Raw genomic sequence first — 15,217 nt, 5'->3', positions numbered from 1 at the left:
AGCAAGACATCCTTATCGACATATCTAAACATCATGATTAATATTTCTTTATAAATCCCATGTATCATTCATACTATTTTCACAGATAATTACTATACTTCTTACAATCTTAATTTTACACAATTCGATTTTATCGCGCAATAAATATTTGGAGGTTATTATATATGACACATTCACGTAATTATAGAACTTTAAAACGTCTCATCGTGCCTGCTTTAGCGGGCGGTGCCCTTGCAGCACTAGCCTTTGCCCCTACATTTGGGGCAGAACCAGTACAAGCTAATAGTCCCGCCCAAAGCATATCAGCGCCTAAAGGCGATGCACCTAAAGCTGATATGCCTAAAACCGATGTACCTAAGGCTGATGTGCCTAGACCTGATGATGTAAAGACAGGCGAAATTAATGAACCAACGCCTCATAAGGAAGCTAATCCTAGTACTTTCACAGGGACCTCTGTTATTAGTGAAAGCAAAACATTCGAACACCAACGATTTGATAATACTACAAGCGACCAAAATTCTTTCATCGGCAAAAACAAAGCGTCAATCACCATTAATAGTAGTGTATTTGATAAAACAGGCAACACCACTAATGATGACAACAGTAATTTCCGCGGACAAAATGCAGTAGTACTCGGCATCGAAGGCAGCCAAACTAGCATTAAAAATAGTAATATCACATCTAATAGCATTGGATCTAATGCAGTATTTGCCACTGGTGAAGGATCTGTTATCAATGTTGAAAACACTAACATTCATACTAAGGGCGATTCTTCTCGTGGTCTAGATGCAACCTATAAAGGCACTGTAAACGGTAAAAACCTAACTATCACTACCGAAGGTGCTCACTCTGCTACCCTTGCTACAGACCGTGGTGAAGGCACTATTACTGCAGAAGCAGCTAAGCTTACAACCTCTGGCACAGGCAGTCCTGTTATCTACTCCACTGGCAATATTACAGCTAACAATGTAAACGGCGTGGCCAACAAGAGTGAAATTGGTGTCGTAGAAGGCAAAAACTCTATTACCCTTACGAACTCTAACGTAACCGGCTATCACGATAATGGATTCATGCTATACCAAAGTTTCTCCGGTGATGCTGAAAGCGGTATTGCTCGTTTAAAGGCGGAAAATAACACACTCACAACTCATGGTACAGGTGCATTCATCTATGTAAACAACACCACTGCTGAAGCGGACCTTACAGGCAACACAATCTTAATGCCAAATACTACGACACTTGTGAAAGTAGCGGCAGACTCCCGCTGGGGCAAAGACGGTGAAAATGGTGGACACCTCACTCTCCGCGCATCTAACCAAGAACTTAGCGGTAACATTGTAGCCGACTCCATCAGCACCATCGCGCTAGACATGGCAAATAGATCTAGCCTCGTTGGCGCTATCAATACCGACAACACAGCTAAAGAAGTAACTGTGAAACTCAGCAAAGACTCCACATGGACACTCACTGGCGATAGCTATGTAAAATCTTTAACTAATGAAGACACAACTGGCGAAAACATTCACTTGAATGGATATAAACTAGTGGTAACTGATAAATAAAACTAAGAAATAAAAGAGGCAACGTCGACGTTGCCTCTTTTATTTCTATGCCGATTCAGAACCATACAAAGCTGCATAAGGTTATATCAAAATTTATCCTGAGAGTTCATGCATGAATTAGTCTATCAAGTAGCAGTCATATATGGGCCATAGTTTTAATTCAACTACAGGCTTGTAGTTTTCATATTTAATCTTATGCTCTAATATATTTAGGCTTTCTAAATCATCTTCCCAACATTGGAGATGCTCTTGTCTCTCTTCTTCACTCGCAAAGTCATCATCTATTTTTACATCTTCAATACATGCTAGTATTTCTGTTCGTTGTTTGTCCACTTCTAGACAGAATTGGTCATGTTGGTTCATAGTCCAAAGGCCAAAATAATAAGGGCCGTAATTTAAGTCACAAGAGCTTTTAGCCTTTTCACACTCTTCTAAGAACAATTTGTACTCTTCTAATACATAATAGGCATTAAAGATATCAAACTCCCAAATTTCATCATCCCGCTGATATGCAGGATCTCCACCAATATTAATTTTCTTCAGATAATCAAGGGATTGGATTTTATTTCCTAAATACACATCACAATAAGCTATACAAAGGAATAATCGCATTCTATTTGGATAGTTTCCAAGTAACTGCAAAAATATGGTCTTTGCTTTTTCATATTCTTTGAGTTCAAATAAACATACTGCATAGCCAAAGTTCATTTCATAATTATCTGATATGCTTATTCCCTTTTCATAAGTCAGTAAGCTTCTCTCCAATTCCTCTACTGAGCCCTTATCTGCATAAGATGAAAAATGATATAAAGCCAGCCCTCGGTAGGTCTCTATATATGGAGAATTTAGCTTTACAGCTGCAGATAGATACCCATATTCTTTTATATTGCCCTCATCATTATAATAAAAAGCCAAATTAGTATAAACTTTAGCTTTTTCAACATCATTCAATTCATCGCTATATTTTTCTAAGAAGTCCTCCAAGATAAGCTGTGAATTTTTCTCTCTCCGTGCTTGTGACTCAGCATATGCAAGCGTACAAGCAGAATCAACACTATTCGGGCACTCATTAAGGAGAGTCTCAGCCTCCCCTTGATTTATATCCTTCATACTACACCTTAACTATTAAACCAATACAATTTAAACTATATAGCTATAATAACATAAATCATGCCCTATGTACGTATTTGCAAAAACACCATCCCATCTCTTAACTATCTAAGAGATGAATTACATCATCTCTGCTATCGGCCTCTCCATCCCCGAAATAACTCTTATGAGTAGAAGTGACTACTCAATAGTGCGGTTCCATTCGGTAATCATCCTATATAAATATAAAATAAATCCCCTCCTATATATGTTCCTGCAGCGACTTTACGTAGGACGGAGCAAAGGAACATATATAGGAGGGGATACTTTTAATATCAAATTGTAGAATGGAACCAAACGGAGTAGTATCAAACTACTCATTAAGAGTTAGTCCGCCAACCCTTGTTCTCTACCGATAATATCAGCAATTTCTTGGCATAATGATTGTAGTTCTTCTTGGTTAGGACCTTCTGCCATTACGCGAATGAGTGGTTCTGTACCAGATGCACGAACTAGAACGCGGCCTTCATCACCAAGTTCACCTTCTGCTGTTACGATGGCAGCTTTAATAATATCATTGTCTTCCCAACCTGTTTTTGTAGCAACACGAACGTTGATAAGAACTTGAGGATACTTAGTCATAATGCCAGCCAACTCAGAAAGTGGTTGATTTTTTTCTTTCATAAGAGCCGCCACTTGAACAGCTGTTAACATGCCATCACCAGTTGTATTGTGATCTAAGAAGATTACGTGACCAGATTGCTCACCACCAACGGAGAGGTCATGTTCACGCATGTATTCCAATACATAACGGTCACCAACAGCAGTAGAAACTGTTTTCATTCCTAGTTCTTCTGCCGCTTTATGGAACCCAATATTACTCATAACAGTACCAACTACAGTATCATCTTTGAGTTTGCCTTCTTCTTTCAATTTAAGAGCACACAATAACATGATTTGGTCACCATCAAGAACTTGACCTTTTTCGTCTACCAATAAGCAACGGTCCGCATCACCATCGTTAGCAATACCGAGGTCTGCATTATGTTGTTGTACAGCCACTTGTAAGCCTTCGATATGTGTAGAACCACAGTGATCATTGATATTCAAGCCATCTGGATTTACATTGATGTTGATTACTTTAGCACCAAGACCAGATAAAATTTCAGGACCTACGCTAGATGCGGCACCGTTCGCACCATCATATACGATAGTCAAACCTTCAAGGGATGTATCAATTGTGTGGCGAACAAAGTGAGCGTAGAAATGAGCTAAATTGCTATTGTACTCAATGGTACCAATGCCATCACCTGTTGGACGTGGCAATTCATTATCTGCACTTTGACGAACATATTGTTCTAATTGATCTTCTACTTCATCTGGCAATTTATAGCCATCGCCATCAAAAAATTTAATACCATTATCTGGATATGGATTGTGAGATGCAGAAATAACAGCACCTGCATCAAAGCCTTGTTGACGTACAAGGTAAGCTACTGCTGGAGTTGGGATAACACCGGCAATTACAACATTACCACCAACAGAGCAAATACCGGATGCTAACGCACTTTCAAGCATGGAGCCAGAAATACGCGTATCACGCCCAATCAAGAATGTGGGATGGTCTTTTTCTTTACCAAAATATGTAGCCGCTGCACGGCCTAAATGATAGGCTAATTCAGGTGTTAAAAATTCATTAACAACACCACGTACACCATCTGTACCAAATAAACGAGCCATAATTATCCTCCTCTAGGGATTGTGAAAATCACAAGTCCTTATATATTCACTGTTGTGTATTATATCACAATATATACACCACACATATATATACTATACAGATATACTATTTTACAGTATCAAAATGAACCTATACTGTAGTTTACTTTACCATACATTCTACTACTAACTAGTTAGGTTTTGCATATTTTGCCATGCATATAATGGCAGTTTCTGCCCCATCAAGGGCTGCACTCATAATACCTCCAGCATAGCCTGCACCTTCCCCCATAGGATAAAATCCACCTACAGTTGGAGAAATACGTTCTTCATTACGCCCCATACGAAGCGGCGCAGAGGTGCGTGTTTCAACACCAGTCATACATACCGAAGGATCATCGAATCCACGAATGCGACGGCCCCAATACGGTAATGCCCGTTCCAACACGGACGTTACGAATGGTGGCAAGCAATCATGTAAATCGCAATTTACTACACCTGGTTCATAGCTATATGTGCTATCTTGTACACCTGTTGCTTGTGAAAGTCCCAAAAACTGACCTACGGTCTGAGCTGGTGCATGGAAGTTAGAGCCCCCTAATTCATAAGCTTTACGTTCCCATTCACGTTGGAATGCTACACCATCCAGAGGATGATTACCAAAGTCATCAGGCCCTACATTAACTACGATAGCACTGTTCGCAACACCGCTATCACGAGCATATAAACTCATGCCATTAACAACAACGCCCCCATTTTCGGACGCTGATGCTACAACTTGACCACCTGGGCACATACAGAAGCTATACGCTGTACGGCCTGTTTCTTTATCGTGGTATACAAGAGAATATTCTGCGGCCCCAAGGCCCAAGCTAGATGGTTCTACACCATATTGAGACTCGTCAATGATAGCCTGATCATGTTCAATACGAACACCGATAGCAAATGGTTTTGCCGTCATTTCTACATTACGTTTATGTAACATTTCATACGTATCACGTGCACTATGCCCTACACCAGATAAGACAACTGTGGTATCAATGCGTTCGTTACCGTTAACTTCAACACCTACGATGCGGTCATTTTCAATAAATAAATCGGTAATCTTAGCACCAAAGCGAACTTCACCACCCCATTCGATGATGCGTTCACGCATAGCTTTTACCATGGTACGCAACTTATCTGTACCTACATGAGGTTTATGTTTATACAAGATTTCTTCTGGAGCGCCGAACTCTACAAAATATTTGGAGATTTCATGCAATCTTGGATGTGTAACGCGGGTTGTCAATTTACCATCTGAAAAGGTACCTGCACCACCCTCACCAAATTGTACGTTAGATTCAGGCTTGAATACACCCTCTTTCCAAAACGTTTCTACATCTTGGCTACGAATATCAACGTCTTGACCTCGTTCAAAAACGATTGGACGATACCCTTCACGAGCTAAATAAAAGGCAGCTAGCATCCCAGCCGGACCAAAGCCCATCACTACAGGACGATGTGCTAAAGGCACATTACCATACACAATAGGTTCTGGATCCTCTGGAGTAAATACAGATACATCCTTTTGTTTACCTAGTTTTTTCATGATTTGAGCTTCCTTATGAACCTCAACAAACAAGGTATACACAAATACAATATTCGGTTTTTTACGAGCATCTACAGCGCGTCGTACAACGTGAATCGTTTCAATAGCGCCTCGCAATTGGGGATATTTCTTTTCTACAATATCCTTTATATCCGACTTGACCGTAACAGCCACGCGGAGATTTATTATTCTAATCATATCTTTCCTTATTTAAGCTATCCTTTTAGGTTAGCAAATTTCTTTCTTATTTGACCTAAATCCTTCAAATTCAACCTACTAGAAATTGGTCATACAACACTATTATACAATATTACGGTAAAAGCTAATACATAATAAACAGAGTAGCCCCATAAAGCATTAAAATAGACCCTAATAGAGTTTAATCTTATCCTCTATTAGGGTCTTATTTTTAATTTAGGTTTTTAGTAATAACAATTTTGGAAATTACTATTACCTCTTTAATCTCATGAACTACGTAGTTTTCTTTTGTATATCTACCTTAACATGTACTGTAGTAACATTACTATTGACACCACTCGGTAATACTAAGTTGTAATTACCTTGAATGCCCTTCGTTGCACCGGTAAGATCAATTGGTTCTGTTTGAATTTCTGAAACAGAGTCAATCATTTCTTCTCGACCAGTCACAGTCAATTGGGTCGGTGTAACGGATATAGACTTAACCTCATACCCATCAGCTATCGTTCCCGCCGTTGGTACTGTAATAGGAACGGCTTTATCTTTACGCAATAAGTTTAGTTCATATTGTGCTTGACCTTGGCTCGGATTGATGTGTACATCTAATACATTACCAGATATATCCCAGGCTTCTAACGTACTAACAGCACTAAAGTTCTTGGTTTGACCAGCAATGTTAACCTTCATAACAACCTTATTTACGGCGTTAACAAGCTGTTTACGTCCAGATACAGTTACCTCTTTCGGTACAATGGTTACTGACTTGAGAGCAACATCGTCAGAGAACTTGCCAATTGGAACAATTTCAACCGGTATTTTCCGTTCTGCATATTCATCTACATTAATCGTTATAGTATCAGGCTTAACCTCAACAAGGCTCATCCCCGCTGGAGAGGTAAATCCAATGGTTACATTATTTTGACCTGGTTTTACACCAGATGCATCAATATATGCACGAAGATTATCTGCCTTTATAGACATAATCATATCTCGAGGGCCCGAAAGGACAATGCGTGCTACATCAGGTGCATCTTCTATAATATAATGTGAATCAAGATTTTGGACTTGAACAGGTACTGTATAGGTTACCTCCATCACAGGGTTCTGATCTCGCATGATAAAGAACCACATGACGATAGCCGCTAGCAATGATAACAACTTAGCTGGCCAATTGCGTTTCAAATGTATCATCATTTTTTTGCCCCCCATTTCCACATACCAGTAATGGTTTGACGAGGGCGTTCCATAAATGTACGCAACGCTTCTTTAATTTGATCTTCCGGTAAATGGCGATAAATATGACCGCCATAGGCGTAGGAAATTGTCCCCGTTTCCTCACTGACTACAACAACGACAGCATCAGTTTGTTCAGACAAACCGATGGCTGCACGGTGACGCGTACCAAGTTCAGTACTCAATGTACGGTCCTCAGTTAGTGGCAACAAACACCCCGCTGCACGAATACGGCCATCTCGGATGATCAGTGCCCCATCATGAAGTGGTGTACTAGGAACGAAAATATTTTTAATTAGTTCACGGCTCAACACAGCATCAATTAAAATACCTGTATCAACGAAGTCATTGAGGCCCACTTCACGTTCAAAAACGATAAGTGCCCCAGTATGCTCACGAGACATAACGCGAGCCGCCGCCATCACTTCATTGATAGCCATATCCATTTCCTCTTCATTGACATTCTGTGCCTTACTGAAAATTCGACCACGGCCCAATTGTTCTAACGCACGACGCAATTCCGGTTGGAATACTACAGGTAATGCGAAAAGAAGAACGGTCATACTTTGTTGCAAAATCCAATTGATAACATATAGATTCAGCAAATGACTCAATAAATTTAGAATTGCTAGCATAACGAGCCCCTTTAAAAGAGCAACGGCCCGTGTATCTTTAAGCAATTTATATAAGTAATAAATACCTACGGCAACGATTAAGATATCAGCAATATCAAGAAGCCTAAAGGTATGTATAAGTGCGTCAATATGCATAAAAATAGCTCCTTATACAAAATAATAAGGTACAACCAACTGCTTGGCTGCACCTTATATTTTAACTCATTTTAGAAGCACTGTAAATTTAATATACTTAGATGTTTTGTGTTTCAATCCACACATCCATCTGTCCGCCACACACCATACCTTCTTTTACAGCTACATCGTCATCTAAAAGAACTTCGATACGACGATGTGCTTCTTTTTTATTCAAGGAATCAACTGCACTGAGACGAATTTCATTTTCTGCTCGGCCACCACCGATAGTGCCAAAGATGGATCCATCAGGGAATACTACCATAGATGTGCCAGCCTTACGTGGTGTAGAACCACGGGTAAATAAAATTGTAGCTACAGCTAGTGTTTCATTTTTACGAGCACTTAAATATTCAATAAACTCACGATTCATGGCTCACTCTACCTTTCCGCAATGAGCCGCCTTTTTTACCACGCACCACTGCCAAATATTCGCTAACGATAGATAATGCAATCTCCTCAGGAGTTTGTGCACCCAAGTCTAGACCAATTGGTGCATATACCATATCTAACTCCTCTTGCGTCCAACCTTGTTCACGCAATACTTCAAATGCATAATGAATACGCTTTTGACTGCCCATAACACCCATATAGGTTGGCAAATAATCACGTAATTGTTCTAAGCATACATTATCATACTCATGAGCACGAGTAACAATGATAAACCCATTATATTCATCAAGAGGTAGATCATTTTTAAAGTTTTCTAATGGTAAGCATTTACGAGTTACACGTTCATCAAAGAATTCAGGAACTACATATTCTGGACGATCATCTACAACAGTAACACGACACCCAATGAATAGTAATAAATCTGTAATAGCACGGCTCACATGACCAGCGCCTAATACAAGAACAGACGGATCATTTTCTACAGGTTGTACGAAACATTCAGCTTCGCCTACCATGCACAAAGAATTAAGCTTTGCTTTATCTACCATAAAGCCTTCAATTGGTGTGCCATACAAAACACTACCATCTTCAGCATAAATTGTCTTATCCCCTTGACGCGGACCAGACAAAACAGTAACCATCAACGTAGTTTCTGTAAGCTGAAGACGGTCTTTCATCACATCATAGATCGTTTCCATCTTGATTCCTTTCATAATCCCATGCAGTGACGGCCTCTAAAACGCCGCCACCAACAGCGAGAGATTTATCTGAAATACTATAACAATGAGATTCTTCACAACGAGCATCTACATCGGCCAATTTAAAATGGTCGGATACGATGAGCCCGCTCTTAAGAATACCTCTAAGAATACCTGTAATTTTTGCCCGCACTGGCTCTTTATCTACATAACCAATGACTTCATTAGCTTGTACAGAATCGCCGATATGGCGCTTAGCTGTAAACAGACCAGCCTTTGATGAGTGAATAACACGTTCATGAGTATAACCACCTACATTACCGGGAATCCCCGTATTAGGCTGCGCTGGACCATCATAGATGCAACGACCTAAGTAATGACCGCGCATGGTTTCAATAACAACATCCACATCATGCCCTGCAGTAAATCCAGGCCCCACACCAATGACGAGATCTGCATCATCACGTTTGGTGCCAAGATTCTTTTTACTTAAAATAGCATCTACAACAATAGCTGGCTTCAATGTATCAAGTAGCTCTTCATATGAACTAGTCACAACGGGAATAACACCTTGTGCCAACGTATCTGCTACTTCACTAAGGGCTACATGACGTGCTACAAAGCGTTCCAAAATCATTTCTCCACGATGTACAGCATTACCATAACATACTTCACGGCGAATCATGGTAGGAATGGCGATTTCGTTAATCACCACAGGATAGCCTGCACGTTTCAATCTATATACAGCGCCAGAAGCGATATCTCCGCCTCCGCGCATAAGTACTAATGGTTTCATAATGCCTCACTTTCACGTTGTTTCAAACGCTCAAAATCATCGGGCGTGTCAATATCATATCCAACATCGTCACGAATCCATAATTTGATAACATGGTCTTTACCACTACCGCGAATGATAGTTTTGCCCCCTTGATCCCCTTGGATATGTTGCAATGATTCAAACCAATGTGAACCAAATAGAACAGGATTTCCCGACTGATAATTCGCCCCATAATGTGGGACGACGATAGTTTTCGAATGAAAGTTATCACTAAATGCACTAATAACCTGATGTACAACATTCCCAGTCAATAGGGGTTGATCCCCTACAGAACAAAGAATGCCGTCTAGCGGTATCGGTGAATTTTCTACCAAGTAACGTACTCCTATCGCTATGGACAGGCCTTGTCCACGATTAGGATGTTCATTCTGAACCACTTCAAACCCATAGCTCGTAACTATAGGTTCTAATCTTTCATGATCATCACCAGTAACCGCTACAAAAGGTAGTTTACAGGATTCAGTAATTCCTACCGAATCATTCCATCCACAATGAAGAGCCCCACAGACCGCATCTAAAACAGTTTTACCACGCCAAGGCAAAAGTTGCTTATTACATCCCATGCGCTTAGATTGACCTCCTACGAGGAGGACAATGCCAATATGCAAAGGACGACGGTCTATGGGGTCTCTCATGGGACTGAAAGCGGTATTAGGTTTTGCTTTCACATAAGTCATGAGTACCTACCGACATTGAATAATGCGACGGATTTCACAACTTGCTTTGTATCCATCAGCTAAGATGATATCGGAAATGTCGCTATCTACAATATGATCAATAAAATCATCAATGATACGATGTTGCACCGTTTCATAACCAGTACAGAACAGAATTTTTTTACCTATACTGTATTGGAATAAACCTTGCTTATGGAGCACAAGATCAGCCAACATGCGTGGCGTTACAATGGCCCCCATATCGCGCTTCACAATATCTTGAACGAGCTCGATATTATGCACGTGCTCATCATCAAGCGGCGCTCCTAACATTTGTAAATTCACAAGACCAATCGTAGTCTTTGTGAGAGATGGGATGACTGGCTCAGTCGTCTTAGGCGCTTTAAGCCATTTTTCCTTTGCCCCATCTGCTTCCACTACAATTTGCCAGTTCGGATGCAATTTTGCTAAACCATCGATAAGATCACAATCTAAGGAGTCTACTTTTGTTCCTGTAATGCCAGAGAACCACGCACCACAATATCCACGCAAAATACGATCAGTACAATATTCATCAGCTTCATTAATATTTCGAGTATAAATCGGTTCATAATGAGCCACTTGAGATTCATAGAGTCGAGTCGTAGTCGTAACTACGATGGGCTGACCTTTCAGCCTTCCATATTCTACTAATTTTGAAAGCACAGTCGTTTTACCGCCTGCCCCAACAAGGGCCACGATTCCCGGCTGAATCAATCGATTCCAATAGGATGTTTGTGATGTCATAAAACCAGGCCTCCTTAGAAAGGAAAAGTAAATAGAAATCTCTATACTTTATATTTCTCGTCCATAGCCATAAATACCTTCTCAGGTGTCATAGGTAGTGTACGAACGTCCGCACCAACTGCATTTTTAATAGCATGTTGAATAGCTGGACTAGCCGTATTAATAACAACTTCACCAATAGATTTGGCACCAAATCCGCCTGTTGGTTCATAAGACTCTACAAAGTCTACATGTAACTCACCGATATCTTGACGGGTTGGAATTTTATAAGTCATAAGGTTATTAGTCTCTAAGCGACCATTATTGGAATAGCGTACATCTTCATACAACGCCATGCCGATAGCTTGTACTACGCCGCCTTCAACTTGAACGCGAGCCAATTTAGGATTGATAACAGTACCGCAGTCGATGCAGGAGTATGTATGAAGCGGAATAACCTTGCCAGTTTGTTTATCTACTTTTACCTCTGCAATGGTTGCCATAAATGGAGGTGGGGATGTATGACTGCCCCATGTAGCGAAACCAGACAATTGTTCTGCATTAACGCCTACCAATAATTTTGGAGCTAATTGATGGATATCCATAGTTTGAGAACCATCTTTTGTTGTAGCTACAACGCCATCAAAGTCGATGTTTTCTACATCTGTATCGAAGAATTGAGCGAACTTAGCAATAATCTTAGTTCGTAATTCTTCAGCAGCCATTTTCGCCGCCGTACCAGTTACATATGTTGTACTAGATGCATAGGAACCTGGGTCAAACGGTACAATATCTGTATCGGATTCAACAACCGTCATATATTCCATAGGACAACCGATTACTTCGCAGGCCATTTGAGTCAATACAGTATTAGCGCCCATGCCCATATCGGAAGAACCAGTATACAATGTGTAGTTACCATCATCACCAAGGCGAATTTCTACAGATGCTACGTCAATATTAGCAACGCCAGAACCTTGCAATGCTAGCGCCATACCAAGGCCGCCACGGTAGCGTTCATCGATATCCCAAGAATGAGGACGTTCATCCCAACGAGCCATTTCTTTTACGCGATTTACAGTATCTTGGAACAAACCAGAATCAAGATATTCATCTGGAGCGTATACTAAGCTTTGTTCACCTTGAGCAATCAAGTTCTTTTGACGCAATTCAGCAGGGTCTATACCCATTTGGTCCGCCAAGTTATTAACTGCACACTCTAAAGGCCATAACGCTTCGGTAGCACCATAACCGCGGAATGCACCGCCTGGTGTATGGTTCATGTATACGCCTTCTGTACCGTAGTGGACAGCTGTCGCTTTATTGTATAAAGGAATGGACTTATGCTCACCAGCTGTAGTAGTAGTGAAACAGTGAGTTGCATGAGCACCTGCATCAGTAATAGAGTCCATATCAATAACCTTGATGATACCATCTTTTGTGGCACCTACACGAATTTGCCATTCACGAGCATGACGTGTAGTAGAGCAAGTTTGCGCTTCAGTGCGATCGTATAAGAGGTAGCAAGGTTTTTTCAATGTCCACGCCACAAAAGCTGTCATAATTTCTGTGCAAGCCGTTTGTTTAGAACCGAAACCACCGCCGATACGAGGTTTGATTACGCGAACCTTTGTAGCTGGAATTCCTAATGCACGCGCAATATGACGGCGTACATGGAATACGATTTGTGTAGAAGATACGATAACTACGCGGCCCAATGCATCAATATAACCAAAACTTTGGAATGGCTCCATCGCTGTTTGACGTGTAGCTTGGTCAAAGTAAGTACCATCTACTACATAATCACATTTTGCAAGTTCAGCTTCAATATCGCCTACTCGTTTATGATAAGATACGCAAATATTGCGTTTGTAATCTTGGCCTACAGGAATATTGTTATGAATATCATCCTCAGGATGAACTACAGTTTCATGGTCGATAGCAGTATGCATATCAAGAACTGGTTTTTGTACTTCGTACTCAACCTTGATAAGCGGCATAGCTTTTAGTGCTGTAGCCTCATCTTTAGCTACTACAAGAGCTACCTCATCGCCAACATACCGAACTACAGGATCCAAGATAAGAGCATCATAAGCAGATGGCTCTGGATAGCTTTGACCAGCCAATGTGAAACGAGTATTAGGCACATCTTCATGTGTAAAGATCGCTTCTACGCCAGGAATCAATTTAGCTTTAGATGTATCGATTGACTTAATTCGCGCCTGTGCATGAGGGCTACGAAGAACCTTAATAACGAGCGCATCTTTTGGAACAAAATCGCCAGTATAAGACGGTTTACCCGTCAAAATACCTTTAGCGTCAACCTTATCATAAGATTTACCAATGTGCTTATTCATTATTTTAGGCCTCCTTCTAAGAATTTACGAACCCCTCGAAGTTGTGATTCATAGCCAGTACAACGGCACAAGTTACCGATGAGGTATTCACGAATCTCATCATCACTAGCCTTTGGATTTTTACGTTTCAAGTTGATAGCACTCATCATCATACCAGTTGTACAGAAGCCGCATTGGTCAGCGCCTTCGCTAGCAATACAAGCCGCTAATAATTCAGCCTCTTCTTGCAAGCCTTCTAATGTAGTGATTTTATGACCAGGCGCACGGAATGTAGGATATGCACAAGACAAGATAATTTCGTCATCTACCCATACAGTGCAAAGGCCACAGTTTGTTGTGTCACAGCCACAACGTACGCTGTAGTAACCAAGATTACGCAATGTATCCAATAACATTTCATCAGTTGGCACATTAACAGTTACATTTTTATTATTAATATTAAGTACGAGTTCCATTATTGTGCCACCTCCTTAGCCAAGCGTTGAACCATAGCTTTTACCATTTCCATACGGTATTCTTTGGACGCATGAGAGTTGGATTGGTAAACTAATTCTTCAGATGCTAATTGACCTGCTTCTTTTGCTGCAGACAATTCTTTTTCTGAAAGCAAAGCACTTGCTTTTTCTGCTAATTGAGGCACACCAGGTCTTGTACCAATGTACACTTCAACGCCTTTGTCATCACGGCGAAGAGCACCTGTCAACACTGGGAAGTCACCACGAGAGATGCGAAGAGCCTCTACAGCTACAGGCACATCTACTTTAGGGATACGAATTTCCACGAGGATATCACGTTCTCTGTATTTCATATAGTCATGTATGGACATGCGACCGCCTTTAAAAGTAACGATGTCTGCATGTACTGCCATTAATGCAGGAATAATGTCGGAGAAGCCAAAGCGGCTTGCTACAGATCCACCCATAGTAGCAGTATTGCGGAATTGAATGCCAAGAATTTCCTTAACACCTTTAACAACAGCACCACTACAGAATTGTTGTAATGGCTCAAAACGTTCCACATCGCCTTGCGTTGCCATAGCACCAATGACAAATTCGTTATCCTCTTCGCGAACATAACGCAAGTCAAGACTAGCCATATCGATCACGGATGGCCATGTACGTCGACCTAAACGCAACCAGCAACCGCCAGCTAGCATTGGGGCAGTTTTGTTTTTTGTGGCTAATTCATAAGCCTCTTCCACCGTCTTCGGTTGTAATACTTTCATAAATGCTAACATAATCTGTCCTCTCAATGGTATACTAATACTAACAGAACTGGATGATAACCACAAAAATACAGATATCACCGA

At 40.8% G+C, this 15,217-nt stretch carries 14 protein-coding genes; 1 reads left to right on the top strand and 13 read right to left on the bottom strand.

Features of this window, described 5'->3' with window-relative positions; translation table 11 throughout:
• The first annotated feature begins 164 nt into the window (after nt 1-164).
• Nucleotides 165-1,562: a hypothetical protein gene (locus tag ACWTVK_RS07315; RefSeq protein WP_456046436.1), complete on the top strand. Its 1,398-nt coding sequence runs from the start codon at nt 165-167 to the stop codon at nt 1,560-1,562.
• 117 nt (nt 1,563-1,679) lie between these two features.
• Here the strand turns inward: ACWTVK_RS07315 and ACWTVK_RS07310 are convergent, their stop codons facing one another.
• From ACWTVK_RS07310 to ACWTVK_RS07250, 13 genes are all read right to left on the bottom strand, one after another.
• Nucleotides 1,680-2,672, bottom strand: coding sequence for a tetratricopeptide repeat protein (locus tag ACWTVK_RS07310; protein ID WP_456046435.1), 993 nt, complete (start codon nt 2,670-2,672; stop codon nt 1,680-1,682).
• A 366-nt stretch (nt 2,673-3,038) separates the two neighbouring features.
• Nucleotides 3,039-4,391 carry a phosphoglucosamine mutase gene (gene glmM, locus ACWTVK_RS07305; protein WP_456046434.1) on the bottom strand — a complete coding sequence of 451 codons (1,353 nt, stop codon included), beginning with the start codon at nt 4,389-4,391 and terminating at the stop codon, nt 3,039-3,041.
• Between the two features lie 169 nt (nt 4,392-4,560).
• The gene (locus tag ACWTVK_RS07300) at nt 4,561-6,159 is read right to left on the bottom strand and encodes an NAD(P)/FAD-dependent oxidoreductase (protein ID WP_456046433.1); all 1,599 of its coding nucleotides are present in this window, start codon (nt 6,157-6,159) and stop codon (nt 4,561-4,563) included.
• A gap of 273 nt (nt 6,160-6,432) precedes the next feature.
• On the bottom strand, nt 6,433-7,353 hold the full coding sequence (locus ACWTVK_RS07295) for a CdaR family protein (RefSeq protein ID WP_456046432.1): 921 nt from the start codon (nt 7,351-7,353) through the stop codon (nt 6,433-6,435).
• Entirely contained in the window at nt 7,350-8,162 is an 813-nt protein-coding gene (gene cdaA / locus ACWTVK_RS07290; protein ID WP_105085212.1) for a diadenylate cyclase CdaA, read from the bottom strand. The genes ACWTVK_RS07295 and cdaA overlap by 4 nt, the downstream gene beginning before the upstream one ends.
• Before the next feature lie 97 nt (nt 8,163-8,259).
• On the bottom strand, nt 8,260-8,574 hold the full coding sequence (locus ACWTVK_RS07285; RefSeq protein ID WP_024066914.1) for an XdhC family protein: 315 nt from the start codon (nt 8,572-8,574) through the stop codon (nt 8,260-8,262).
• A complete protein-coding gene (locus ACWTVK_RS07280; RefSeq protein ID WP_213467968.1) occupies nt 8,564-9,292 on the bottom strand; it encodes an XdhC family protein in 729 nt (242 codons plus the stop codon). The genes ACWTVK_RS07285 and ACWTVK_RS07280 overlap by 11 nt, the downstream gene beginning before the upstream one ends.
• Nucleotides 9,276-10,088: a selenium-dependent molybdenum cofactor biosynthesis protein YqeB gene (yqeB, locus tag ACWTVK_RS07275; RefSeq protein ID WP_456046431.1), complete on the bottom strand. Its 813-nt coding sequence runs from the start codon at nt 10,086-10,088 to the stop codon at nt 9,276-9,278. Before yqeB ends, ACWTVK_RS07280 begins: the two co-directional genes overlap by 17 nt.
• On the bottom strand, nt 10,085-10,807 hold the full coding sequence (locus ACWTVK_RS07270) for a nucleotidyltransferase family protein (RefSeq protein ID WP_456046430.1): 723 nt from the start codon (nt 10,805-10,807) through the stop codon (nt 10,085-10,087). The genes yqeB and ACWTVK_RS07270 overlap by 4 nt, the downstream gene beginning before the upstream one ends.
• A 6-nt stretch (nt 10,808-10,813) precedes the next feature.
• Complete coding sequence (gene yqeC / locus ACWTVK_RS07265; protein ID WP_456046429.1) at nt 10,814-11,572, bottom strand: selenium cofactor biosynthesis protein YqeC; 759 nt, start codon at nt 11,570-11,572, stop codon at nt 10,814-10,816.
• 41 nt (nt 11,573-11,613) lie between these two features.
• On the bottom strand, nt 11,614-13,908 hold the full coding sequence (locus ACWTVK_RS07260) for a xanthine dehydrogenase family protein molybdopterin-binding subunit (RefSeq protein WP_456046428.1): 2,295 nt from the start codon (nt 13,906-13,908) through the stop codon (nt 11,614-11,616).
• Entirely contained in the window at nt 13,908-14,363 is a 456-nt protein-coding gene (locus ACWTVK_RS07255; protein ID WP_024065760.1) for a (2Fe-2S)-binding protein, read from the bottom strand. The genes ACWTVK_RS07260 and ACWTVK_RS07255 overlap by 1 nt, the downstream gene beginning before the upstream one ends.
• The gene (locus ACWTVK_RS07250) at nt 14,363-15,145 is read right to left on the bottom strand and encodes an FAD binding domain-containing protein (RefSeq protein WP_456046427.1); all 783 of its coding nucleotides are present in this window, start codon (nt 15,143-15,145) and stop codon (nt 14,363-14,365) included. Before ACWTVK_RS07250 ends, ACWTVK_RS07255 begins: the two co-directional genes overlap by 1 nt.
• Nucleotides 15,146-15,217 lie beyond the last annotated feature (72 nt).

Source organism: Veillonella sp. Ser01 (genome assembly GCF_053850375.1).
This window is presented reverse-complemented; position numbering and strand designations above follow the sequence as displayed.

Bases quoted from the DNA above. Each gene is read 5' to 3' on its own strand.
- ACWTVK_RS07315 (WP_456046436.1), top strand. From the start codon at position 165: ATGACACATTCACGTAATTATAGAACTTTAAAACGTCTCATCGTGCCT.
- ACWTVK_RS07310 (WP_456046435.1), bottom strand. From the start codon at position 2,672: ATGAAGGATATAAATCAAGGGGAGGCTGAGACTCTCCTTAATGAGTGC.
- glmM (WP_456046434.1), bottom strand. From the start codon at position 4,391: ATGGCTCGTTTATTTGGTACAGATGGTGTACGTGGTGTTGTTAATGAA.
- ACWTVK_RS07300 (WP_456046433.1), bottom strand. From the start codon at position 6,159: ATGATTAGAATAATAAATCTCCGCGTGGCTGTTACGGTCAAGTCGGAT.
- ACWTVK_RS07295 (WP_456046432.1), bottom strand. From the start codon at position 7,353: ATGATGATACATTTGAAACGCAATTGGCCAGCTAAGTTGTTATCATTG.
- cdaA (WP_105085212.1), bottom strand. From the start codon at position 8,162: ATGCATATTGACGCACTTATACATACCTTTAGGCTTCTTGATATTGCT.
- ACWTVK_RS07285 (WP_024066914.1), bottom strand. From the start codon at position 8,574: ATGAATCGTGAGTTTATTGAATATTTAAGTGCTCGTAAAAATGAAACA.
- ACWTVK_RS07280 (WP_213467968.1), bottom strand. From the start codon at position 9,292: ATGGAAACGATCTATGATGTGATGAAAGACCGTCTTCAGCTTACAGAA.
- yqeB (WP_456046431.1), bottom strand. From the start codon at position 10,088: ATGAAACCATTAGTACTTATGCGCGGAGGCGGAGATATCGCTTCTGGC.
- ACWTVK_RS07270 (WP_456046430.1), bottom strand. From the start codon at position 10,807: ATGACTTATGTGAAAGCAAAACCTAATACCGCTTTCAGTCCCATGAGA.
- yqeC (WP_456046429.1), bottom strand. From the start codon at position 11,572: ATGACATCACAAACATCCTATTGGAATCGATTGATTCAGCCGGGAATC.
- ACWTVK_RS07260 (WP_456046428.1), bottom strand. From the start codon at position 13,908: ATGAATAAGCACATTGGTAAATCTTATGATAAGGTTGACGCTAAAGGT.
- ACWTVK_RS07255 (WP_024065760.1), bottom strand. From the start codon at position 14,363: ATGGAACTCGTACTTAATATTAATAATAAAAATGTAACTGTTAATGTG.
- ACWTVK_RS07250 (WP_456046427.1), bottom strand. From the start codon at position 15,145: ATGTTAGCATTTATGAAAGTATTACAACCGAAGACGGTGGAAGAGGCT.